This is a genomic window from Streptomyces coeruleoprunus (assembly GCF_039542925.1).
GTDB lineage: Bacteria > Actinomycetota > Actinomycetes > Streptomycetales > Streptomycetaceae > Streptomyces > Streptomyces coeruleoprunus.
Map to the genome: position 1 here is coordinate 5,374,697 of NZ_BAABIT010000001.1, position 24,379 is coordinate 5,399,075.

Sequence of the window (24,379 nt, forward strand, 5' to 3'; positions counted from 1 at the left end):
GGCACCCGCGAGGTCGCGGACGCTACGGCGCCGCGACCTCGCGGGCCTCGTTCGCTTCACGTGCCTCGTCGGCCTCCCGCGTCTCCCGCGTCTTCTGCCGCGGCGTGCGCGCGACCGCCACGTGCCGGGGCAGCCGGTGCGGCATGCTGCCGTACCAGAGGCAGGCCACGACGACGCCGAAGCCCAGGCAGATGACGCCGCCGACGGCGTCCATCCAGAAGTGGTTGGCGGTGGCGACGATGACGACGAGCGTGGCCGCCGGGTAGAGCAGGCCCAGGATCCTCGCCCAGGGGGCCTTGGCCAGCGCGAAGACGGCCAGGCCGCACCAGAGCGACCAGCCGATGTGCATGGACGGCATCGCCGCGTACTGGTTCGACATGTGCTTGAGGTCGCCGGAGGCCATGGAGCCCCACGTCTGGTGGACCAGCACGGTGTCGATGAAGTTCTCGTTCTGCATCAGGCGCGGCGGCGCCAGCGGGTAGAGGTAGTAGCCGAGCAGGGCGACGGCCGTCATGCAGAACAGCACGGTGCGGACGGCGGCGTAACGGCCCGGGTGCCACCGGTAGAGCCAGACGAGGACGGCGATGGTGACGATGAAGTGCAGTGTGGCGTAGTAGTAGTTCATCGTCACGATGAGCCAGCCGACCGAGTCCGCCGCGTGGTTGACCGCCTTCTCGAAGGCGAGGCCGAGGCTGTTCTCGGTGCGCCAGATCCAGTCGGCGTTCCGCATCGCCTGGGCCTTCTGCTCCGGCACGGCGTTGCGGATCAGTGAGTAGACGCCGTAACTCACGGCGAGGAGCAGGATCTCGAACCAGATGCGCGGCCGGCGGGGGGAGCGCAACCGCTGCCACGCGGTCGGGTTCCCCGCCGGGCGGTCCGGCCGTTCCTCCTCGACAGGTGCAGGCTGGGCCGCCTCGCGGCCTTCCAATGTGGTCAAAGTCCTGTCACCCATGGGCCAAGAGTCTGCCAGAAAGGTCCATCATCACGATCATCGGTCAATAGGATTCCGGCCGCCATCGCTGGCCCGGTCGGGCGAGCCCTGTCCCTGCGGCCCGGCAGCCGTTGAACCCCGAACGACCAGCTCGGGCATGAAGACGAACTCGCTGTGCGGAGCCGGCGTCCCGCCGATCTCCTCCAGCAGGGCCCGCACCGCCGCCTGCCCCATCGCCTGCACGGGCTGCCGGATGGTGGTCAGCGGCGGATCGGTGAACGCTATGAGCGGGGAGTCGTCGAAACCGACCACGGACACGTCCCGGGGAACGTGCAGCCCCTGCTCACGGGCCGCCCTGATGGCACCGAGCGCCATCATGTCGCTGGCGCACACGACGGCCGTGCAGCCCCGCTCGATGAGCGCCGTGGCCGCCGCCTGGCCGCCCTCCAGCGTGTAGAGGGAGTGCTGGATCAGCTGCTCGGCCTCCTCCGGCGACAGCCCCAGCCGCTGCTGCATCGCGACGCGGAAGCCCTCGATCTTGCGCAGGACCGGCACGAAACGCTTGGGGCCCACCGCGAGGCCGATCCGGGTGTGCCCGAGCGAGACGAGGTGGGTGACGGCCAGCTTCATCGCGGCCCGGTCGTCGGGCGAGACGAAGGGCGCCTGGATGTGCGGTGAGAAACCGTTGATCAGGACGAAGGGGACGCCCTTGCCGCGCAGCTGGTCGTAGCGCTGGGTGTCCGCGGTGGTGTCGGCGTGGAGGCCGGAGACGAAGATGATCCCGGAGACACCGCGCTCGACGAGCATCTCGGTCAGCTCGTCCTCGGTCGATCCGCCGGGGGTCTGGGTGGCCAGGACCGGGGTGTAGCCCTGGCGGGTCAGGGCCTGGCCGATGACCTGGGCCAGGGCCGGGAAGATGGGGTTCTCCAGCTCGGGGGTTATCAGCCCGACGAGGCCGGCGCTGCGCTGCCGCAGCCGCACGGGCCGCTCGTACCCCAGCACGTCCAGCGCGGCCAGCACGGACTGACGGGTGGCCGCGGCCACCCCCGGCTTGCCGTTGAGCACGCGGCTGACTGTGGCTTCGCTGACCCCCGCCTGGGCTGCGATGTCGGCTAGCCGCGCGGTCATGTGGTGGGACTGTACCGGTCGCACGTCAGATTGCCCACCAGGTACAGGAATCAGCGGCAATACGGACAGTCCCGCGCCCGCCGGGCGCCCCGCCGTCCGTGCCCGCGCCGGGTGCCGGGACGGCCGCCGCGGCCTGCCGGCTCGACAGCAGCGGGCGGGCGTCCGGGCCGGCCGGCGCGGTGATGTCCACGTCCTCGTCCGTGGTGTTGACGACGCACACCACGCCCGCGCCGCCCGTCCGCGCCCGGCGCCGGAACGCCAGCAGCCCCGGCGGTACGGGCAGCCACTCGACGCCCGTGCCCGCGCCCAGCGCCGGGTGCGTACGGCGCAGGGCCAGCGCGGACCGGTACAGCTCCAGCATCGAGGCCGGGTCGCCGGTCTGCGCCTCGACCGACAGGGCGCCCCAGTCGTCCGGCTGCGGCAGCCAGCTGCCGCCGGGCCCGAACCCGTACGAGGCACCACCGTCGTGGCCGGAGGTCCACGGGATCGGCACCCGGCAGCCGTCCCTCAGGCCGTCCTGGCCCTCGCCGCGCTGGAACGCCGGGTCCTGGCGCACCTCGTCCGGCAGGTCGGTCACCTCGGGCAGCCCCAGCTCCTCGCCCTGGTACAGGTAGACCGACCCGGGCAGCGCCAGCATCAGCAGCGCCGCCGCCCGCGCCCGGTGCAGGCTGCCGAAGCGCGTGGTGTGGCGGACGACGTCGTGGTTGGACAGCACCCAGGTGGTGGGCGCCCCCACGGAGGTGGTCGCCCTGAGCGACTCGTCGATCACCCGGTGCAGCGCCCCCGCGTCCCACGGACAGTTCAGGTACTGGAAGTTGAACGCCTGGTGCAGCTCGTCGGGGCGTACGTACAGGGCGAGCCGCTCCGCCGACGGCGCCCACGCCTCGGCGACGGCGATGCGCTCCCCGTCGTACGCGTCGAGGAGCCTGCGCCAGCCGCGGTGGATCTCGTGGACGCCGTCCTGGTCGAAGAACGGCAGCTGCTGGGAGCCGATCAGCCGCACCTGCTCGCGGTGGCCGATGTCGGGCAGGCCCGGCGCCTTGACCATGCCGTGCGCCACGTCGATGCGGAAGCCGTCGACGCCCAGGTCCAGCCAGAACCGCATGACCGACGCGAACTCGGCCCCCACCTCGGGGGTGTCCCAGTTCAGGTCCGGCTGCTCCGGGGCGAACAGGTGCAGGTACCACTCGCCGTCCGGGACCCGCGTCCAGGCCGGACCGCCGAAGACGGACTCCCAGTCGTTGGGCGGCAGCGCGCCGCCGGGGCCCTTGCCGGGGCGGAAGTGGTACCGCTCGCGGCCGGTGCCGGCCAGCGCCTCGCGGAACCAGGGGTGCTGGTCGGAGGTGTGGTTCGGGACGATGTCGACGATCACGCGCAGGCCCAGCTCGTGGGCGGCGCGCACGAGGTCGTCGGCGTCCTGGAGGTCGCCGAAGACCGGGTCGACGGCCCGGTAGTCCGACACGTCGTAGCCGCCGTCGGCCTGGGGGGAGGCGTAGAAGGGGGTCAGCCACACCGCGTCCGCGCCCAGGCGGGCCAGGTGCGGCAGGCGCTCGCGGGCGCCGCGCAGGTCGCCGATCCCGTCGCCGTCGCTGTCCGCGAAGGACCGCACGTACACCTGGTAGATCACGGCGTCGCGCCACCACTCCCGGGGGTCGCCGGGGGAGCGGGTGAGGCCCAGGGCCTCCGGTGCCTCGGCGGGCGACGTGAGCTCATGGGCCATGTGCGGTGTCCCTCTCGCGTGGGCCGGGATGGCGGCGGTGACGGCTGCGTACGCCGGTCGGCGTACGGGATGGCGTACGACTACGCGTGGCTAACGAGGTGGGCGGCCGGTTCGCAACGGTCCCTGCAAGGGCTTACGAAAAGGCTTGCAGACCCTTCCGGCCGGGCGCAACCCCACCCCGGGACCCCCGCAACGCAGGTGTCAAGCGATGCGACGGCAACCGTAGGGACACGTGGATGTAACGATCAGCGAGCCTTGCAGAAATTTGCCGCAAGGTCTTTCGGCTCGTTTTCATCCCTGTTACTTTCCTGGCAACCCGGCGCGCCGCGAAGGAGCGGCCGGCAGGAGGCAAGGTCTTCGCAAGCTTCGCAAGAGTTCGGCCTCGGGCTTCCCGGGATCAGTTGAAGGAGTTCACATGCGGCGTGGCATAGCGGCCACCGCGCTGGTCGCGAGCCTGGCCCTCGCGGCGACGGCCTGCGGTGGCGACAGTGGCGACAAGGCCTCCGGCGGCCCGGTCACCATCACCTGGTGGGACACCTCGGATGCCACGAACGAGGCACCCACCTACAAGAAGCTGATCGCGAAGTTCGAAGCGGCCAACAAGGACATCAAGGTCAAGTACCAGAACGTCCCGTTCGCCGAGGCCGAGCAGAAGTACAAGACCGCCGCCCAGGCCGGCAACGCCCCGGACGTGCTGCGCGCCGACGTCGGCTGGACCGCCGGCCTCGCCGAGAACCAGTACCTCGCCCCGCTGGACAACACCCCGGCCACCAAGGAGATCGACTCCTTCAACAAGGGCCTGGTCGACGGCGCGAAGGTCGACGGCAAGCTCTACGGCGTCCCGCAGGTCACCGACGCCCTGGCGCTCCTCTACAACAAGGAGATCTTCGCCAAGGCCGGCGTCCAGCCGCCGAAGACCTGGGCGGAGCTGTCCGCGGCCGCCAAGACCATCAAGAAGAAGACCGGCGTCGACGGCATCTACCTCAACCCGGACAGCTACTTCGCCCTGCCGTTCCTCTACGGCGAGGGCGGCATGATGGTCGACACCGACAACAAGAAGATCACGATCAACGACGCGGCCGCCAAGAAGGGCGTCCAGACCGTCGTCGACATGATCAAGGACGGTACGGCGGTCAAGCCGGACTACACCGACGGCTACAACAACATGCAGGCCGCCTTCAAGGACGGCAAGGTCGCCATGGTCATCAACGGCCCGTGGTCCACGGCCGACGACCTGACCGGCAAGGCCTTCAAGAACAAGGCCAACCTCGGTGTCGCCTCCGTCCCGTCCGGCTCCGCCGGCAAGGCCGGCACGCCCACCGGCGGCCACAACCTCGTCGTCTACAACGGCTCCGACGCCGCCCACAAGGACGCCGCGCAGAAGTTCGTCGCCTTCATGACCTCGGCCGCGTCGCAGGAGTTCGCCGCCACCGAGACCGGTGTCCTGCCGACCCGTGACGACGCCTACACCGTCAAGGTCGTCGCCGACCCCATCCGTGCCGCCTTCAAGGACGTGCTCGCCGACTCCACCGCGCGCCCCGCCGTCTCCGGCGTCAGCGACATGTTCGCCGAGTGGACCAAGCAGTACATCGAGATCCTCAAGGGCAACACGACCGTCGAGAAGGGCCTGGACACCACCGCCGACAAGTGGAAGTCCACCGTCAAGTCCCTCAAGGACTACTCGGTCGAGTGACCCCCTTCGGCCCGGCCCGGCAGCGCCCCTGACAGCGCGCCGGGCCGGGCCCGACCCGTACGCACCGAGGGAAAAGAACTCCGATGAAGACAGCCACCGCAGACCCCGCCACGGCCGGGCGGCCGCCCAGGGCCGGCCTGCTCACGCGCATGAAGCGCTCCTACGACCGGCACTGGTACGCCTGGGCCATGGTGCTGCCGGTGGTCCTGGTGATCGGCGTCCTGATCGCCTATCCCCTGGGGCGGGGCGTCTACCTGTCCTTCACCGACGCCAACGAGCTGAACGTCGCCAAGCAGCTCGGCGCGACCGAGATCCCCGCCACCTACCAGTTCGTCGGCTTCGACAACTACTGGCGGGTGCTGTCCGGCGCTGACGGCGAGTTCTACCCGAAGCTGGCGTGGACCGTGGTGTGGACCGTCTCGTGCGTGTTCTTCCACTACACCATCGGCCTGGGCCTCGCCCTCCTGCTCAACCGCAAGCTCAAGGGCCGCTCCCTGTACCGGGTGCTGCTCATCCTGCCGTGGGCCGTGCCCGCCTTCGTCGCCACGTACATCTGGCGCATGATGTACAACTCCGAGTCCGGCATCTTCAACGCCCTCCTCGGACAGCTCGGCTTCGCCCCCGTCGACTGGCTCGGCGACACCTTCATGCAGAAGGTCGCCGTCATCGGCGTCAACGTCTGGCTCGGCGTGCCGTTCATGATGGTCGCCGTCCTCGGCGGGCTGCAGTCCATCTCCAGTGAGCAGTACGAGGCCGCCGAGATGGACGGCGCCAACGCCTGGCAGCGGTTCCGCCACGTCACCCTGCCGGGGCTGCGCCCGGTCAGCGCCACCGTGATCCTGCTCGGCACGATCTGGACGTTCAACATGTTCCCGATCATCTACCTGATGCTCGGTGAGGCGAACGCGCTGCACAGCGAGATCCTCGTGACCTACGCCTACCGGCTGGCCTTCGGCTCCGTACGCGACTACGCGGGCGCCGCGACCTACGGAATCCTCATCCTCTCCATGCTCCTCGTCTTCGCCGTCTTCTACCGGCGCATGCTCAACCGTCAGGAGGCCGCGCGATGAGCACGGTGACCGAACCCCGGCGCAGCAGCGTCCCGACGGCCGGCGGCACGGCCGGTGCCGGCACCCGTCCACGCCGGGTGCGCGGCCGGGACGAGCGCTCCCCGCTGGCCTCCGTCGGGCTGCACGCGGCACTGATCGCGGCCAGCGCGGTCGCGGTCTTCCCCATCGTGTACATGATCTTCATCTCGCTGCGCGGCCGGGACGGCTGGACCAAGCCCACCAGCGCCGAGGGCGGCCTGGAGATCACCAACTACGCGTACGTCCTCACCGAGACCGAGTTCCCGCGCTGGTTCGCCAACTCCGTCCTGGTCGCCGCCGGAACGACCCTCGTCGGCGTCTTCGTCGCGGCCTCCACCGGCTACGCCATCTCGCGCATGCGCTTCCCCGGCCACAAGTCGCTGATGTGGGTCCTGCTCATCACCCAGATGTTCCCGGTGGCCGTGCTGATCGTCGCCCTCTACAACATCCTCGGCGGCCTGGGCCTGCTCGACTCGTACGTCGGCCTGATCCTGACGTACTGCTCGGTGTCCGTGCCGTTCTGCGCCTGGATGATGAAGGGCTACTTCGACACCATCCCGCACGAGATCGACGAGGCCGGCCGGGTCGACGGGCTCACCCCGTTCGGCACCTTCTACCGGCTGATCCTGCCGCTGGCCAAGCCCGGTCTCGCGGTGACCGCGTTCTACTCGTTCCTCACCGCGTGGGGAGAAGTCGCCTTCGCGCGGGCCTTCCTCTCCAGCGACTCGATGCTCACGCTCTCCGTCGGCCTGCAGAGCTTCATCGGCCAGCACAAGGCCGAGTGGGGCTACCTGACCGCCTGCGCGGTGATCATCACCGTGCCCGCGGGCCTGGTGTTCCTCCTGGTCCAGCGGAACCTCGTGGCGGGCCTCACCGCCGGCGGCACCAAGGGCTGAGCCCGCTCCCGCCCGCCCGCCACGCACCCAGTCGGCGGCGCCGGTCCGGCCCGAAAGCCCCGTTGCCGGAACCGGCGCCGCACCTCCATTCACTCCACCCAGGGAAGACATGACCCAGCACCTTGCCGCCCCCGCCGCCCCCACCACCGGCACGGACACCGGCTGGTGGAGAGACGCGGTGATCTACCAGGTCTACCCGCGCAGCTTCGCCGACGGCAACGGCGACGGCATGGGCGACCTGGAGGGCATCCGCAGCCGCCTGCCGTACCTGAAGGACCTGGGCGTCGACGCCGTCTGGCTCAGCCCCTTCTACGCGTCCCCGCAGGCCGACGCCGGCTACGACGTCGCCGACTACCGCGCCATCGACCCGATGTTCGGCTCCCTGCTGGACGCCGACGCGCTGATCCGCGAGGCCCACCAGCTGGGTCTGCGCGTCATCGTCGACCTGGTGCCCAACCACTCCTCGGACCAGCACGAGTGGTTCCAGCGCGCCCTCAAGGAGGGCCCCGGCTCCCCGCTGCGCGAGCGCTACCACTTCCGCCCCGGCAAGGGCGCGAACGGCGAACTCCCGCCCAACGACTGGGAGTCCATCTTCGGCGGCCCGGCCTGGACCCGCGCCGAGGACGGCGAGTGGTACCTGCACCTGTTCGCCCCGGAGCAGCCCGACTTCAACTGGGAGCACCCGGCCGTCCGCGACGAGTTCCGCTCGATCCTGCGCTTCTGGCTCGACATGGGCGTCGACGGCTTCCGCGTCGACGTCGCCCACGGCCTGGTCAAGGCCGACGGACTGCCCGACATCGGCTCCCACGACCAGCTGAAGCTGCTCGGCAACGACGTCATGCCGTTCTTCGACCAGGACGGCGTCCACGAGATCTACCGCAGCTGGCGGCAGGTGCTCTCCGAGTACGACGGCGAGCGCGTCCTGGTCGCCGAGGCCTGGACCCCGACGGTCGAGCGCACGGCGAACTACGTGCGCCCCGACGAGATGCACCAGGCGTTCAACTTCCAGTACCTGGGCACCCACTGGGACGCCGCCGAGCTGCGCAAGGTCATCGACGCCTCGCTCGCCGCGATGCGGCCCGTCGGCGCCCCCACCACGTGGGTGCTGTCCAACCACGACGTCACCCGGCACGCCACCCGCTTCGCCAACCCGCCGGGCCTCGGCACCCAGCTGCGGGAGCAGGGCGACCGCGAGCTGGGCCTGCGCCGCGCCCGCGCCGCCACCCTGCTGATGCTGGCGCTGCCCGGCTCGGCGTACGTCTACCAGGGCGAGGAACTGGGCCTGCCGGACGTCACCGACCTGCCGGACGAGGTGCGCCAGGACCCGTCGTTCTTCCGCGCCAGCGGCCAGGACGGGTTCCGCGACGGCTGCCGCGTGCCGATCCCGTGGACCGTGGAGGGCAGCTCGTACGGCTTCGGCTCCGGCGGCAGCTGGCTGCCGCAGCCCGCCACGTGGGGCGCGCTCAGCGTGCAGGCCCAGACCGGCGACCCAGGCTCCACCCTGGAGCTGTACCGCAGCGCGCTGCGCGTGCGCCGCGAGGAGCGCGGGCTGGGCGCGGGCGAGGCGGTGGAGTGGCTGGACGCGCCGGAGGGCGTCCTGGCGTTCCGCCGCGAGGGCTTCGTCTGCACGGCCAACACCACCGGTGAGGCGGTCCGTATCGACGTCCCCGGCCGGATGCTGCTGTCCAGCCGGCAGGTGCGCACCAGCGTCGACGGCACCGCCGAACTGCCCGCCGACACCACCGTCTGGTGGGCGGTGTGACGATCCCCGTGCCGCGGGGCGACGCGCCGTCCGGCGCCCCGCGGCTGGCGGACATCGCGGGGCAGGCCGGCGTCAGCGAGGCGACCGTCAGCCGGGTCCTCAACGGCAAGGCGGGCGTCGCCGCGGCGACCCGGCACCGCGTCCTGGCCGCCCTCGACGTGCTCGGCTACGAACGGCCGGTACGGCTGCGCCAGCGCAGCGCGGGCCTCATCGGCCTGGTCATCCCGGAGCTGACGAACCCCATCTTCCCGGCCTTCGCCCAGGTCATCGAGCAGGTCCTGGCCGGGCACGGGTACACCCCGGTGCTGTGCACCCAGATGCCGGGCGGTGCCACGGAGGACGAGCTGGTCGAGCAGCTGGAGGAGCGGGGCGTCACAGGCATCGTCTTCCTCTCGGGCCTCCACGCGGACACGTCGGCGGACCCCTCGCGCTACGAGCGCCTGTCGGCCCGGGGAGTCCCCTTCGTCCTCATCAACGGCTTCAACGAGCGGATCGACGCGCACTTCGTGTCGCCCGACGACCGCTCGGCGGCCCGGATGGCGGTGCGCCACCTGGCCGACCTGGGCCACCGCCGCATCGGCCTCGCCATCGGCCCCACCCGCTACGTCCCGTCGCGCCGCAAGGCCGAGGGCTTCACGGCCGCGCTGCACCGGCTGCTGGGCCTGGACCGGGAGGAGGCCGAGACGTACATCCAGACCACGCTGTTCGGCGTCGAGGGCGGCCAGGCGGCGGCCGCCGTCCTCCTGGACCAGGGCTGCACGGGCATCGTCTGCGGCAGCGACCTGATGGCCCTGGGCGCGATCCGCGCGGTCCGCGCGAGGGGACTGGACGTCCCGTCGGACGTCTCGGTGGTCGGCTTCGACGACTCCCCCCTCATCCCCTTCACGGACCCGCCCCTGACAACGGTCCGCCAGCCGGTCCAGGCGATGGCGACGGCGGCGGTGGACGCGCTCCTGGAGGAGATCGACGGAAACCCGGTCCAGCGCACGGAGTTCGTCTTCCAGCCGGACTTGGTGGTACGGGGCTCCACGGCGGCACCTCCGCGGTGACGTCCCCAGTCGTTGCCCCTGGGGCCGGCGCACTTGTTCCCACCCACCCGCCCCTGCCTTCAGAGGGTTGCCGTGTGGGTGGGCGCACAAGTCGGAGCGGGCCTCACCGGCGAGGAAGCCGCCCAGTCGGTCAGAGCCAGTGGCTGTGCCGGAGGAACTGGCCGATAGGCGGTCAGCCCAGTACTGGCACCAGCCGGTCGGGATGGCCGAGCCACGGCTGGTGTGCGCCGTCCGGTGTGATGCGCAGTCCGAAGCAGCCGGGGCCGGGTCTGCCGACCATGCGCCACCAAAGGTAGGCCGCCTCCACCTCCGTCCACAGCCGTCGGGGGCCGTACTCCCACACAGTGAAGCGCTCCCTCTGCCGTCCGTCCCAGTCGACGGCGGCCCACGAGGTGGCGTCCGTGGTGGCCAGCCACAGGCGGGAGGCGACATCTCGGACGTGGGGCCTGTCGTGCCAGGTGTGCCAGACGTCGCAGAGTTGAAGGCCGATGCCGAACTGAGCAGCCCAGTCGTCGCCCGCCACGGCCCATGGCGAGAGGGTGGTCTCCGACTCGACGGGGACATGTTCGTCTCGTACGACATCGCGGAAGATCCGCAAGTCGGTGCGATGCGTGCGCATAAGCATGAAGGCGGAGTAGGGGTGGAAGCGACCGGAGGCGCCGCCTTCACCGTCGACGACCAGTCGGAGAAGGCCGTAACACAGCCACGGCGATTCCCATGGAGTGACGATCACGCCCCCCGGGGGTGTCTGGTGCAGCCATGCCCTTGGTACGTGCCGAACGGAGCAAGTGGCAACGATGCGATCGTACGGAGCGCCGTCGGGGTGGCCGGCGGCGCCATCGCCGCGGACCACCGTCGGCTCCAGCCCCACGCTCTTCAGGTTCACACCGGCCTGAGCCCAGAGCCCTGGATCGAGTTCCATGGTGGTCACGTTCTCCGGTCCGAGCCTGTGAGTGAGCAGACCGGCGTTCCACCCGGTGCCGGTTCCGATCTCCAGGACCCGGTGACCACCGGACAACTTCAGCATGTGGAGCATGCGCAGCACGATGGCCGGGTCCGATGCCGACGAGGACGGCCATCGCTCGTCGTCGCCATGGGGGGCTCCGTCGTTGACCTGCGTCACCACAGGTCCGTCGGCGTACGCGGCCCGAAGCCATGAGCCCGGCGACTTGGTGCGCAGGCACGGTTCCAGGTCATCGCCGACGTAGATGCGCTCAGGCAGGAAGGCGTGCCGGGGCACGGCCCACAGGGCTCCTTCCCAGGCGGAGACCATCGCCGAGGGCAGCGTGTCGTTGAGCGCGCCGAGCAGACCGCGCAGGGCGATCTGCTCAGCTGCTCCGAGCGTCTTGCTCATCGAACGGCGCTACTTCCCGTGCTTCGGGCCGGGCTGCGGCGCGGAAGTGTCCGGCGACGGCTTGGACGTCCCCGGGTCCTTCCCACCCGCGTGCTGGCCGCTGCCTCCACCGCCGCCCTTGCCGGTTCCCCATCCCATGACTGCTCCCTCGTCTCGTCGTGTCGCTGAAGTGGTGGTGTGGTGGTGCTCGAGCCCGGCGTACCGCGTGACTCCCGCGGGCTCACTGGAACATCTGCCGATGCTCGTGCTTCCTGAGCCGAACGTTGCAGTCCGATACGGCGGACCAATCGCCCCTGCTTCTGGCCATGGTCTTGTCGTACTCGAGAGCGGCGCACACCTTGCAGCCCTGCACTGGCCTGGGCTCCCGATCGAGATCCACAGGCAGGTCCACTGGGCTCTCCTGATAGGTGATCGGCCCCCGTCGCTTCCTGGTGCCGGCTCCTTCTCCGCCCATGCTGTCTCTGGTGAAAGGTCTCATGATCCTGACCACCCGAAGAGTCCGCTGACTGGTGTCACCAGTCAGCCTGGCCTTCCGCCATGGGCGGTGAAATGACCGGCTGTTGTACTTCCGTTGCACTTGCGTCCCCCCTCGCCCGGCCGACGTGCTTCGATGGTGGCGGGAAGGGAGCGACGCGTGGCGACCGTGCATCACTGGACCGGTCTGGAGGCCAGAGCCCTGCGGTTGGCGCTTCGGCTGAGTGTGCGTGCGTTTGCCGAACACCTCGGCGTCGCTGTCCGTACGGTTTCCAAATGGGAGAGGCTCCTTGCCACCACGGAGCCCCGCCCCGATACGCAGGCGATCTTGGATACCGCCCTGGCACGCGCGGATGCCCCCACCCATTTACGGTTCGAGACGTTCCGGTCCGAGACGGGACGATCCACCTCCTCGGCCACAGGCGGCCTAGCCGCCTCCTGCGGTCCGGCGGCCTGGGAATACGAGTCGTGGACCGACGACCTGGAACGGGCGGTCGTCGCCTGGTCCAGGCAGGACTTCCCGCTCGCCGAGCGGCTGGTCCACCGCTGGACCAGCCGCTTGCAGCACACCGGATCCGACCAGCGGGGCATGTATCTCCTCGCCCGGTCAACTGCTCTGCTGGGAGACCTTCGTCGCGACCAAGGCAGCGTGATCGGTCCACTGTCCGCTCAGCAGTCGTATGCGGCTGCTCGATCGCTGTTCGCCCAGCTCGACGTCCCATGTCGCATCGCCCAGATGGACCTTTCCCTTGCAGTGGTCGCCGAGATGTCCGGCGAGCTGGGCGTCGCAGCCCGCCGGTACGAACGGCTCGCCTTGGATGACCGGCTCTCCCGACGTGACCGCGCCCGCGCCCGGCTGTGGGTGGGGACCGCACTGAGCAAGGAGGGCGACCACGACTACGCGACGCGCGTGATGTTGGCCGCGACCCGCGAGTTCGAGGACCTGGGCGAGCCCGAGGACTGGTCCGTCGCCCACCAGAAACTGGCCCTCGCTCACCGGGGTGCCGGAGACCTCACCGCAGCCCTGAACTTCATCGGCATCGCCCGCAGTACCGCGACCATCGAAACGCCGATGCAGCGTGTTCGCTTGGACACCGCCCATGGCCACATCCTGCTGTCCGACCCCGCGACCCGCGATGATGGCCTTCACGTCCTCGACAAGGCCTCGGCGTTGGCGGCCCGCTTCCGGCTGTCGCACCAGGTGGCCAGCATCGAGGGCATCAGAGCCATGAGCACGGGGGCCACCGGCCTCCGTGGCTGAGGATCCGGGAGGCAGTACGCGTGGGCGACAATCAGCGGACGATCACCGAGGCACAGTGGCTCCGGACCAAGCTGATCTGGGACTACCACCTCATGGGTCACGAGCTTCGGCCGGTGGACGTCGCGATCGGCCTGGGCAGTCATGACCTGGGCGTGGCTGCGACCGCTGCCGATCTGTACCACCGCGGGCTCTTCCCGACCCTGGTCTTCACCGGCGGCAACAGCCCCACGACGAGGGAGCGCTTCCCCCGAGGGGAAGCCGTCCACTTCCGTGAGCACGCGCTCGAACTCGCCGTCCCGGACTCGGCGATCCTCGTGGAGCCGAACGCTGCCAACACTGGCCAGAACATCCTCCTCACCCGCGAGCTGCTGGCTCGCGCCGGAATCGAGCCGGCCACCGTACTGCTGGTCTGCAAGCCGTACATGGAACGGCGCTCCTTCGCCACCGCCCGCAAGCTGTGGCCGGACGTCGATGTGGTGTGCGCGTCGGAGCCGCTGGAACTCGACGACTACCTGAAGAGCATCGGCGACGAGAAGCTCGTGGTGGACATGCTCGTCGGGGATCTTCAGCGGGTGATCGAGTATCCGAAGCAAGGCTTCGCGGTCGAGCAGGACGTCCCGGAGGACGTCCGGGCCGCGTATGAATCCCTGATCCGCGACGGCTTCACCAGCCGCCTCATCTCCTGAGCTCACGGATCCAAAGACAGAAGTGGTCCCCGTGGGTGCGTGGCCGGGCCCGGTGCCGCGCAGCCGCTGAGGCGCCCAGCCGCAGGGCCCGGCCCGGTGGACAAGGTCCGTCACGGGCGCCGCTTCGGTCGTCGTACAGTGCCCTGTCGTACTCGCAGAATGTCTGCGGGTCACTCGCAGAACTTCTGTGCCCTCTGCGAGACTTCACGGGTCTGAGAGAGGAGTGCATATGAGCGACGGGTTCGGCCTGGTAGTCCGCTTCGCACTGCGCGACGATCTGGCGGCGCGGGAATTTGACGCGTTGTGGGCGCGCACCCTGGACGGAATCACGGCGAACGAACCGGGCACGCTGACGTATGTCATCCACAGGCCCGAAGGAGAGCCGCTGACACGAGTGTTCTACGAGCTCTACGCGGACCGCGCGGCATTCGACGCCCACGAGGCGCAGCCGCACACCAGGCGCTTCCTGGCCGAGCGTGAGCAGTACCTTGCCAGTGTCGAGGTGACGTTCCTCGACGTGATAGCGGGGAAGGGTGCGGTTCAGTAGTGACTTCGCAGGAGCGGCGCGTCTTCGGTGCCCGAGTGGCCGACCTGCGCAAACAGCGTGGGTTGACCCAGAACGAGCTGGCGGCGGCGATCGGACGCACGGCGAGCTGGCTCTCCCAAGTGGAGCGGGGTGTCCAGCCGGTGAATCGGCTGGATGTCCTGCGCCTGCTCGCCGACGGCTTGAGTGTGCCCCTCCATGTTCTCCAGCCGGACGCTGTCCCGGCGGAAGAGGTGACGCCGACGCCTGCTTCGCAGGTCGAGACGAACGACCTCGACCAGGCTCGCCTGATCCTTTCCGGACACCCTGCTGCCGAGGTGCTGCTCAGCCCACGCCAGGACTTCCGCGCGGCCGCCATGCCCGAGTTGCGCGGGGCCGTCGAACGCGTATGGGGCCTGACGCATGCCGGACGCTTCACGGAACTGACCGCCATGCTCGGCCCTTTGGTGCCACGCCTGGAACGGGCCACCCGTACCGCGCCGCAGGAGTGCCGTGCCGAACTGCACGGCCTGACCGCGCGCACATACCAAGCACTGGCGGCAGCGTTCGTCCGGCAGGCCGAAGCGGATGCGGCATGGGTGGCCGCAGACCGCGCGATCCGCGAAGCCGAGCTGTCGGGCGATCCCTTGGCCGTCTTTGCCGGCACCTACCGGCTCGCCCACGCGTTCGTCAGCCTCAAGCGCCTTGACCAGGCCGAACATGTCACCACCGTGGCCGTCAACGCCCTGGGGCGCTCCATCGAGGACATGGAGCCGTCCCCGCGGCACCTGTCCGTGCTCGGTTCGCTGCATCTGATGCTGGCGCTCGTCCACGCCCGATCGGGTGCGCGGGCCGCGGCCCGTGAACAGATCGAGAAGGCCCGCGTGGTCGCGGCGCGACTCGGAGAGGAGCGGAACGACTTCAACCTGGAGTTCGGCCCTACGAACGTCGAGATCCAGGCCGTGTCCACGGCTGTCGACCTGGGTGACGCAGGGGAGGCACTGGACCTGAGCGAGGGGCTGGACACCAGCGGTCTGTCCATGGAGCGCCAAGCGCGGCACTTGATCGACCTGGGCCGAGCACACGCGCAGCGGCGACACTTCGGCGACGCCCTGGACTGTTTGTTGAAGGCGGAGGAACGAGCCCCCGACATGGTCCGCACACACGTGGCCGCGCGCGCCGTGATCCGCGACCTCATGCTCGTGGCCGGACGTACGGCGTCGGACGAATTGCGTGCGCTGGCAGCGCACGCGGACGCGACGAGCTGACCGCCCTGCCCAGGTCGACGCCCTGCGCTCTGCTCCCCCTGGGCCCGCGCCCGCGGACACCTCGGCGGATTCGCCGCTACGGCGGCACCGCGCAGCATGAGCTACATGCACTGGAGGCGTTACGATCCGTAGCTGGGGCGTCGCGCCTCTCGGGGTGCCCGCCGGGAACAGGACGGTGCGGCCTTTCCCGCTATATCGTCGATCGCATACGGGAGAGGAGGCGACTGTGACCGCACAGCCCATCGGGTTCGGCCCCCAGCGCGGCGGCCCTGGCAGGCGAGGCCGGGCGCTGCGCGATGTGTCGGCTCCGCGCCCACAAATGACCCCGGAGCAGTTCGAGGACCTTGCCGCGGACGCGGCGCGTCGCGATGTGACGCTGGAATTCATCAACGGGAAGGTCTGGGTCAAGCCGGTGGGGGACGGGAACCACGACGAGATCGCCGCCTGGCTCACCGCGCAGTGCATGCAGTACCGGCCTGATCTTCGTGTCCATGGCAACAGAGGCTTGCGCGTCGAAACCTACCGCCAGGGAATGGCCCGCCCCGACATCACCCTCGCTCCGCCCGGAGCCTTTTCGGGGACGGGCGAGTGGGGCGATCCGGGTCCTGTCCTCCTTGTCGCGGAGGTGACCTCGTTCGACTACGACACCGAGGCGAGGGACCGGCAGGAGAAGCCTCGTGCCTACGCGGAGTGCGGTATCCCGGTGTTCCTTCTGATCGACCGGGACGTGGACGAGATCACTGTCTACAGCGACCCTGTGGACGGCAAGTACCAGAGCGCCCCGTCGTACGGCTACGGCGATCAGGTGAACATCCCGGTCCTGGGCATCACCCTGGACACCGATGAGCTCAGGAACCTGACAGGCAGGCCCGACTCGAGCCTCTAGCAGAACCCGCCTTTGCGGCCTCGCACCTTGCCGGTGCGAGGCCGCACCTGTACCCGGCCTCCCGGTTCGTGACCGGTCCGGCCGGCCGGGCGCGTGGAGTCGCGGCGGTGGGCGGCTCGCCCGGCCGGAACCCTCGGCCGGCCGGACCGGAGTCGTGGTTGAACGTAGCACTACTGCAATATTTTGCGAAAGAGATTGCAGCGCGGAGATCCCCAGGGTTTCCGCTATGTGACGGAGAAGTAAGGGCCTCGTGTCCGGGGGGTTGACCTTCCGGCGGGCGCCTCGTACGGTCACGTCCGAAAAACGTTGCTGCTGTCTTGCAGCAAGAGCATTCACCCCACACCGGCCTTGCGGGCATGGCGCGTTGCCGTACGAGGCTGCCCCCACATCCGCACCTCCCTTCCCCAGGAGGAGACATGGCCAGAAGAACCGTGGCCGCCGCACTCGCCGTCATGGCGGGAGCCGCAGTCGGTGTCACGGCGCCCAGCCAGGCGCAGGCCGCCGCGCCCGGCGACAAGGACGTCACCGCGGTGATGTTCGAATGGAAGTTCTCGTCGGTCGCCAAGGCGTGCACCGACACCCTCGGGCCGGCCGGATACGGCTACGTCCAGGTCTCGCCCCCGCAGGAGCGCATCCAGGGCTCCCAGTGGTGGACCGCGTACCAGCCCGTCAGCTACCGGATCGCCGGGCCGCTCGGCGACCGCACCGCCTTCAAGGCGATGGTCGACACCTGCCACGCGGCGGGTGTCAAGGTCGTCGCCGACACCGTCATCAACCACATGACGGCGGGCAGCGGGACCGGCACGGGCGGGTCCTCGTACACGAAGTACAACTATCCCGGCATCTACTCCGCCGGCGACTTCGACAACTGCACCAGCGAGATCACCAACTACCAGGACCGCTCCAACGTCCAGAACTGCGAGCTCGTCGGGCTCGCCGATCTCGACACCGGGGAGGACTGGGTACGCGGGCGCATCGCCGCCTACATGAACGACCTGCTCTCGCTCGGCGTCGACGGATTCCGTATCGACGCCGCCAAGCACATGCCCGCCGCCGACCTGGCGAACATCAAGTCCCGGCTGAGCAACCCGGGCGTGTACTGGAAGCAGGAAGCCATATACGGCGCCGGGGAGGCCGTCTCGCCCAGCGAGTACCTCGGCAACGGCGACGTCCAGGAGTTCCGCTACGCCCGCGACCTGAAGCGCGTCTTCAACGGCGAGAAGCTCGCCTACCTGAAGAACTTCGGCGAGGGCTGGGGCTACATGGCCTCCGGCCAGTCCGGTGTCTTCGTCGACAACCACGACACCGAGCGCGGCGGCGACACCCTCAACTACAAGGACGGCGCCAACTACACCCTGGCGAGCGTCTTCATGCTGGCCTGGCCGTACGGCTCGCCGGACGTCCACTCCGGCTACGAGTGGACCGACAAGAACGCCGGCGCGCCGGGCGGCGGCCAGGTCGACGCCTGCTACAGCGGCGGCTGGAAGTGCCAGCACGACTGGACCGAGATCAAGTCCATGGTCGCCCTCCGGAACGTGGCCCGCGGTCAGGGTGTCACGAACTGGTGGGACAACGGCAACAACGCCATCGCGTTCGGCCGGGGCGCCAAGGCCTTCGTGGCCATCAACCACGAGGCCGCCGCGCTCACGCAGACCTTCCAGACGTCGTTGCCCGCCGGCACCTACTGCAACGTCCAGAACAACACCCCCGTCACCGTCGACGCCTCCGGCCGCTTCACCGCCACCCTCGGCTCCAACACCGCGCTCGCCCTGCACGTGGGTGCCCCCGCCTGTGGCGGGTCCACCACCCCCGTCACCAGCGGCGCCTCGTTCAACGTCAACGCCACCACGGTCATGGGCGAGAACATCTACGTCACCGGCAACCAGTCCGCCCTCGGCAACTGGAACACCGGCAGCGCCCTCAAGCTCGACCCCGCGTCGTACCCCGTCTGGAAGCTCGACGTGACCCTGCCCGCCGGCACCGCCTTCGAGTACAAGTACCTCCGCAAGGACGCCGCCGGGAACGTCACCTGGGAGAGCGGGGCCAACCGCGTCGCGACCGTCCCGTCCTCCGGCAAGGTGACGCTGAACGACACCTGGCGCGGCTGAACCCTCCCGCACCCATGCCCCGCACCCGTCCAGGGTGCGGGGCCTCTTCTCCCTCACCCGCCCTCACCGAGGAGACCCCTTGATACGCCCCCGCCTCCCCAGGCGCAGAACCGCGGCAGCGCTCGCGGCGGCGACGGTCACGGCGCTCGTCGCCCCCTCCGTCGTTCCGGCGTCCGCCGCGCCCCGGCCGCCCGCGCCGCCGTCCGACCGGCAGCTGGCCGCCGCGCCCGCCCGGCACGACCTGACCCGCGAGCAGTTCTACTTCGTCCTGCCGGACCGGTTCGCCAACGGCGACCCCGCGAACGACCGCGGCGGCCTGACCGGCACCCGGCTCGCCCACGGCTACGACCCCACCGACAAGGGCTTCTACCAGGGCGGCGACCTCAAGGGCCTCACCGGGCGGCTGGACTACATCAAGGGCCTCGGCACCACCGCCATCTGGCTCGCCCCGATCTTCAAGAACCAGCCCGTGCAGGGCGAGGGCGACAACGCCTCCGCCGGCTACCACGGCTACTGGATCACCGACTTCACGCAGGTCGACCCGCACTTCGGCACCAACGAGGACCTGCGCACGCTCATCGACCAGGCCCACGCCAAGGGCATGAAGGTCTTCTTCGACGTCATCACCAACCACACCGCCGACGTCGTCGACTACCGCGAGAAGACCTACGAGTACCTCTCCAAGGGCGCCTTCCCCTATCTGGCGAAGGACGGCAGGCCCTTCGACGACAGCGACTACGCGGACGGCACCAGGCCCTTCCCCGAGACCGGCCCCGGCTCCTTCCCGCGCACGCCCGTCGTCCCCGACGCCAAGAAGAACCTCAAGGTCCCGGCCTGGCTCAACGACCCGGCGATGTACCACAACCGCGGCGACTCCACCTTCGCCGGCGAGTCCTCCACCCATGGCGACTTCGTCGGCCTGGACGACCTGTGGACCGAGCGCCCCGAGGTCGTCGAGGGCATGGAGCGGATCTACCAGCGGTGGGTGCGCGACTTCGGCATCGACGGCTTCCGCATCGACACCGTCAAGCACGTCAACACCGAGTTCTGGACCCAGTGGGCCACCGCCCTCGACGAGTACGCCGCCGAGCGCGGCCGCCCCGACTTCTTCATGTTCGGCGAGGTCTACTCCGCCGACACCTCGATCACCTCGCACTACGTACGCGAGGGGCGGCTCGACGCGACGCTCGACTTCCCGTTCCAGGAGGCCGCCCGCCAGTACGCCTCCCAGGGCGGCTCGGCGGCGAAGCTGAAGCAGCTCTTCGCGGACGACTACAAGTACACGACCGACAGGGCCAACGCCTACGAGTCGGTCAACTTCCTCGGCAACCACGACATGGGCCGCTTCGGCACGTTCCTCAAGCAGGACAACGCCAAGGCCGGCGACGCCGAACTCGTCCAGCGGTACGGCCTCGCCAACGAGCTGATGTTCCTCGGCCGCGGCAACCCCGTCGTCTACTACGGCGACGAACAGGGCTTCACCGGCGCCGGCGGCGACAAGGACGCCCGCCAGACCCTGTTCGCGTCGAAGACCGCCGACTACCTCGACGACGACCAGCTCGGCACGGACCGCACCCACGCCACCGACGCGTACGACCCCACCCACCCGCTCTACCGGAAGATCGCCGCCCTCGCGAAGCTCCGCAAGGCGCACCCGGCGCTCGCCGACGGCATCCGGACGGAGCGGTACGCCGCCGACGGCGCGGGCGTGTACGCCTTCTCGCGCACCGACGCGCGGACCCGCACCGAGTACGTCGTCGCCGTCAACAACGCCACCGCGGCCAGGACCGTACAGATCCCGACCGGCTCCGCCGGCATGGCGTTCACCACCCTCTACGGCGGCAGCGGCACCGTCACCAGCGGCACCGACACGAAGATCGAGGTGACCGTCCCGGCGCTGTCCTCCCTCGTCCTCAAGGCCGCGGGACCCCTCGCCGCCCCGGCCGCCGCCCCGACGATCGACCTCAAGGCCCCGGCGGCCGGCGCCGCCGGCACCGTCGAGGTCACCGCCGACGTCGACGGCGGGCAGCTCAACCGCGTCGTCTTCGCCGCCCAGCAGGGCAACGGGAAGTGGCAGGTCCTCGGCTCCGCCGACCACGCCCCGTACCAGGTGAACCACAAGATCACCGCCCCGGCCGGCACCCCCGTGCGCTACAAGGCCGTGGCCGTCGACAGCCGCGGCCGCACGGCGAGCGACCTCGCCGCCACCACCGCGGGCCAGGCCCCGCCGCCCCAGGTGCCGACCGCCACCCAGCGCGACTACGCGGTCGTCCACTACAAGCGCCCCGACGGCGACTACACCGACTGGCGCCTCTACGCCTGGGGCGACATCGCCGACGGCGAGGCCACGCCCTGGCCCCAGGGCCACGCCTTCACCGGCCGCGACGCCTACGGCGCCTTCGCGTACGTCAAGCTGAAGCCGGGCGCCTCCAGCGTCGGCTACCTCGTCATCGACAAGGACGGCACCAAGGACGTCGCCGCCGACCGCACCATCGACCTGTCCAGGACGGGCGAGGTGTGGGTCGAGCAGGGCAAGGAACAGGCCCTGAACCAGGCGCCCGACGGCGCCTACCCGCCGCAGGACCGGACGAAGGCGGTCCTGCACTACCGGCGCGCCGACGGCGACCACGACGGCTGGGGCCTGCACGTGTGGACGGGCGCCGCCCAGCCCACCGACTGGTCCAAGCCGCTGATGCCGGTCCGCACCGACCCGTACGGCGCCGTCTTCGAGGTGCCCCTCGCCCAGGGCGCCACGTCGCTCAGCTACATCCTCCACAAGGGCGACCAGAAGGACCTGCCCGCCGACCAGTCCCTCGACCTCACCGCCCAGGGACACGAGGTGTGGCTGCTGAGCGGCCGGGAGAAGTACCTGCTGCCGCAGCCCAAGGGCGGCGGCGCCGCCCTCGACCCCGGCAAGTCCACCGCCGTCTGGATCGACGAGGCGACGGTCGCCTGGAACGGCTCCGACGCGGCCGCGTCCAGCCAGCTCCAGTACTCCCCGTCCGGATCCATCGCCGTCGCCGACGGCGCCCTGTCCACGGGCACCGACACGGCCTGGCTGCGGCTGAACAGGACGACGCTGACCGACGCGCAGAAGGCCGCGTTCCCGCACCTGGCGAAGTACACCGCGTACTCCGTCGACCCGCGCGACCGCGACCGGATCCGCGCCGCCCTGCGCGGCCAGCTCGTCGCCACCCAGTACGCCGCCAACGGCGCGCTGCTCACCGCGACGGGCGTACAGATCGCCGGCGTCCTCGACGACCTGTACGGAGAGCGGGCGAAGACCAGGGCCCTCGGCCCGGTCTTCCGCAACGGCACCCCCACCCTGTCGGTGTGGGCGCCCACCGCGCGGTCCGTCGTCCTCGAACTCGACGGCCGGCCCGTCCCGATGCGCCGCGACGCCGCCACCGGCGTCTGGTCCGTCAAGGGCGCCAAGTCCTGGACGGGCAAGCCCTACCGGTACGTCGTGAAGGTCTGGGCGCCCAGCGTGGGCAAGGTGGTCACCAACAAGGTCACCGACCCCTACTCCACGGCCCTCACCACCGACTCCGCCCGCAGCCTCGTCGTCGACCTCACCGACCCGAAGCTCGCCCCGCAGGGCTGGACCACCCTGAAGAAGCCGGCCGCCGTCCCGCTGCGCGACGCGCAGATCCAGGAACTGCACATCCGCGACTTCTCCGTCACCGACCCGACGGCGAAGCACCCCGGCGGCTACCTCGCCTTCACGGACACCACGTCCGACGGCATGCGGCACCTCACGAAGCTGGCCCGCAGCGGCACCTCGTACGTGCACCTGCTCCCGGCGTTCGACATCGGCACCATCCCCGAGAAGAAGTCCGCGCAGACCGTGCCCGACTGCGACCTGAAGGTGTACGCCCCCGACTCCGAGCAGCAGCAGGAGTGCGTCGCCAGGGCCGCCGCGAAGGACGCCTTCAACTGGGGCTACGACCCGCTGCACTACACCGTCCCCGAGGGCTCCTACGCCTCCGACCCCGAAGGCACCCGCCGCACGGTCGAGTTCCGGCGCATGGTCCAGTCCCTCAACGACGCCGGGCTGCGCACCGTCATGGACGTGGTCTACAACCACACCGTGGCCGCGGGCCAGAGCGACAAGTCGGTCCTCGACCGGATCGTCCCCGGCTACTACCAGCGGCTCCTCGCCGACGGCTCCGTCGCCACCTCCACCTGCTGCGCCAACACCGCGCCCGAGAACACCATGATGGGCAAGCTCGTCGTGGACTCGGTCGTCACCTGGGCCAAGGAGTACAAGGTCGACGGCTTCCGCTTCGACCTCATGGGCCACCACCCGAAGGAGAACATCCTCGCCGTCCGCCGGGCCCTCGACGCCCTGACCGTCGAGAAGGACGGCGTCGACGGCAAGAAGATCATCCTGTACGGCGAGGGCTGGAACTTCGGCGAGGTCGCCGACGACGCCCGCTTCGTCCAGGCCACCCAGAAGAACATGGCCGGCACCGGCATCGCCACGTTCTCCGACCGTGCCCGCGACGCCGTCCGCGGCGGCGGCCCCTTCGACGCCGACCCAGGCGTCCAGGGCTTCGCCTCCGGCCTCCACACCGAGCCCAACGGCTCCGCCGCCAACGGCACCCCCGCCGAGCAGAGGGCCCGTCTCCTGCACTACCAGGACCTGATCAAGGTCGGCCTGACCGGCAACCTCGCCGACTTCTCCTTCACCGACACGAGGGGCCGTACGGTCAAGGGCTCCCAGGTCGACTACAACGGCGCCCCCGCCGGCTACGCCGCCGCCCCCGGCGACGCCCTCGCCTACGCGGACGCCCACGACAACGAGACCCTGTACGACGCGCTGGCCTTCAAGCTGCCGGCCGCCACCTCGCCCGCCGACCGGGCCAGGATGCAGGTCGTCGCCCTGGCCACCGCAGCGCTCTCCCAGGGCCCGGCCCTGTCGCAGGCCGGCACGGACCTGCTGCGCTCCAAGTCGCTGGACCGCAACTCCTACGACAGCGGCGACTGGTTCAACGCCCTGCACTGGGACTGCCGCCTCGGCAACGGCTTCGGCCGCGGACTGCCGCCCGCCGCCGACAACAAGGACAAGTGGTCCTACGCCAAGCCGCTGCTGACCGCCCCGTCGCTGACGGTCGGCTGCCCGCAGATCGACGGCACGTCCGCCGCCTACCGGGACCTGCTGCGGATCCGTACGACGGAGAAGGCGTTCAGCCTGGCCACGGCCGACCAGGTGCAGTCCGCGCTGTCCTTCCCGCTGTCCGGCACCGGCGAGACCCCCGGCGTGATCACCATGCGCCTCGGTGACCTCGTCGTGGTCTTCAACGCCACGCCCCAGCAGCAGAAGCAGACCGTCCCCGCCCTCACCGGCAAGGGCTACGCCGTGCACCCGGTCCAGGCGAACGGCTCCGACGCCACCGTCAAGGCGGCGGCGTACGAGTCGGACTCGGGCACCTTCACGGTCCCGGCCCGCACGGTGGCGGTCTTCACCGCCCGCTGACACCCCCGGCCCCCCACAGGACGCCCCCGCCCCCGTCGGAGCGGGGGCGTCCGCCATCCGGTCACCGCTTGTG

16 protein-coding genes are annotated in these 24,379 nt (G+C 70.2%); 12 read left to right on the forward strand and 4 right to left on the reverse strand.

Going from position 1 to position 24,379, the window contains the following annotated elements; all coding sequences use genetic code 11:
- Positions 1-22 precede the first annotated feature (22 nt).
- Genes ABEB09_RS24060 through ABEB09_RS24070 form a run of 3 tightly spaced genes read right to left on the reverse strand, consistent with a single transcriptional unit; the run spans position 23 to position 3,779 of the window.
- A complete protein-coding gene (locus ABEB09_RS24060; RefSeq protein WP_345691988.1) occupies positions 23-952 on the reverse strand; it encodes a phosphatase PAP2 family protein in 930 nt (309 codons plus the stop codon).
- A 36-nt stretch (positions 953-988) separates the two neighbouring features.
- Positions 989-2,059 carry a LacI family DNA-binding transcriptional regulator gene (locus ABEB09_RS24065; RefSeq protein ID WP_345691989.1) on the reverse strand — a complete coding sequence of 357 codons (1,071 nt, stop codon included), beginning with the start codon at positions 2,057-2,059 and terminating at the stop codon, positions 989-991.
- A 25-nt stretch (positions 2,060-2,084) separates the two neighbouring features.
- The gene (locus ABEB09_RS24070; RefSeq protein ID WP_345691990.1) at positions 2,085-3,779 is read right to left on the reverse strand and encodes a glycoside hydrolase family 13 protein; all 1,695 of its coding nucleotides are present in this window, start codon (positions 3,777-3,779) and stop codon (positions 2,085-2,087) included.
- 415 nt (positions 3,780-4,194) lie between these two features.
- On the opposite strand from ABEB09_RS24070, the gene ABEB09_RS24075 reads away from it, so the two are divergent.
- The 5 genes from ABEB09_RS24075 to ABEB09_RS24095 all read left to right on the forward strand — a co-directional run bounded on the left by ABEB09_RS24075 (position 4,195) and on the right by ABEB09_RS24095 (position 10,267).
- Positions 4,195-5,472 carry an extracellular solute-binding protein gene (locus tag ABEB09_RS24075; RefSeq protein ID WP_345691991.1) on the forward strand — a complete coding sequence of 426 codons (1,278 nt, stop codon included), beginning with the start codon at positions 4,195-4,197 and terminating at the stop codon, positions 5,470-5,472.
- An 83-nt stretch (positions 5,473-5,555) separates the two neighbouring features.
- A complete protein-coding gene (locus ABEB09_RS24080; protein WP_345691992.1) occupies positions 5,556-6,542 on the forward strand; it encodes a carbohydrate ABC transporter permease in 987 nt (328 codons plus the stop codon).
- Positions 6,539-7,456 carry a sugar ABC transporter permease gene (locus tag ABEB09_RS24085; RefSeq protein ID WP_345691993.1) on the forward strand — a complete coding sequence of 306 codons (918 nt, stop codon included), beginning with the start codon at positions 6,539-6,541 and terminating at the stop codon, positions 7,454-7,456. The genes ABEB09_RS24080 and ABEB09_RS24085 overlap by 4 nt, the downstream gene beginning before the upstream one ends.
- A gap of 109 nt (positions 7,457-7,565) precedes the next feature.
- Positions 7,566-9,218: a glycoside hydrolase family 13 protein gene (locus tag ABEB09_RS24090; protein ID WP_345691994.1), complete on the forward strand. Its 1,653-nt coding sequence runs from the start codon at positions 7,566-7,568 to the stop codon at positions 9,216-9,218.
- Positions 9,206-10,267 carry a LacI family DNA-binding transcriptional regulator gene (locus ABEB09_RS24095; RefSeq protein WP_345691995.1) on the forward strand — a complete coding sequence of 354 codons (1,062 nt, stop codon included), beginning with the start codon at positions 9,206-9,208 and terminating at the stop codon, positions 10,265-10,267. Before ABEB09_RS24090 ends, ABEB09_RS24095 begins: the two co-directional genes overlap by 13 nt.
- 172 nt (positions 10,268-10,439) lie before the next feature.
- On the opposite strand, the gene ABEB09_RS24100 is transcribed toward ABEB09_RS24095, so the two are convergent.
- Positions 10,440-11,621, reverse strand: a complete 1,182-nt coding sequence (locus ABEB09_RS24100) for a methyltransferase domain-containing protein (protein ID WP_345691996.1) — start codon at positions 11,619-11,621, stop codon at positions 10,440-10,442.
- A gap of 634 nt (positions 11,622-12,255) precedes the next feature.
- On the opposite strand from ABEB09_RS24100, the gene ABEB09_RS24105 reads away from it, so the two are divergent.
- The 7 genes from ABEB09_RS24105 to pulA all read left to right on the forward strand — a co-directional run bounded on the left by ABEB09_RS24105 (position 12,256) and on the right by pulA (position 24,306).
- Positions 12,256-13,356: a helix-turn-helix domain-containing protein gene (locus ABEB09_RS24105; protein ID WP_345691997.1), complete on the forward strand. Its 1,101-nt coding sequence runs from the start codon at positions 12,256-12,258 to the stop codon at positions 13,354-13,356.
- Positions 13,357-13,376: 20 nt separating this feature from the next.
- A complete protein-coding gene (locus ABEB09_RS24110) occupies positions 13,377-14,042 on the forward strand; it encodes a YdcF family protein (protein WP_345691998.1) in 666 nt (221 codons plus the stop codon).
- Between the two features lie 229 nt (positions 14,043-14,271).
- Entirely contained in the window at positions 14,272-14,589 is a 318-nt protein-coding gene (locus ABEB09_RS24115; RefSeq protein WP_345691999.1) for a putative quinol monooxygenase, read from the forward strand.
- Positions 14,590-14,624: 35 nt separating this feature from the next.
- Entirely contained in the window at positions 14,625-15,833 is a 1,209-nt protein-coding gene (locus tag ABEB09_RS24120; RefSeq protein WP_345692000.1) for a helix-turn-helix domain-containing protein, read from the forward strand.
- Between the two features lie 226 nt (positions 15,834-16,059).
- The gene (locus ABEB09_RS24125) at positions 16,060-16,719 is read left to right on the forward strand and encodes a Uma2 family endonuclease (RefSeq protein ID WP_345692001.1); all 660 of its coding nucleotides are present in this window, start codon (positions 16,060-16,062) and stop codon (positions 16,717-16,719) included.
- Between the two features lie 416 nt (positions 16,720-17,135).
- Positions 17,136-18,827: a carbohydrate-binding module family 20 domain-containing protein gene (locus ABEB09_RS24130; RefSeq protein WP_345692002.1), complete on the forward strand. Its 1,692-nt coding sequence runs from the start codon at positions 17,136-17,138 to the stop codon at positions 18,825-18,827.
- A gap of 79 nt (positions 18,828-18,906) precedes the next feature.
- Entirely contained in the window at positions 18,907-24,306 is a 5,400-nt protein-coding gene (gene pulA / locus ABEB09_RS24135; protein ID WP_345692003.1) for a pullulanase-type alpha-1,6-glucosidase, read from the forward strand.
- Positions 24,307-24,379 lie beyond the last annotated feature (73 nt).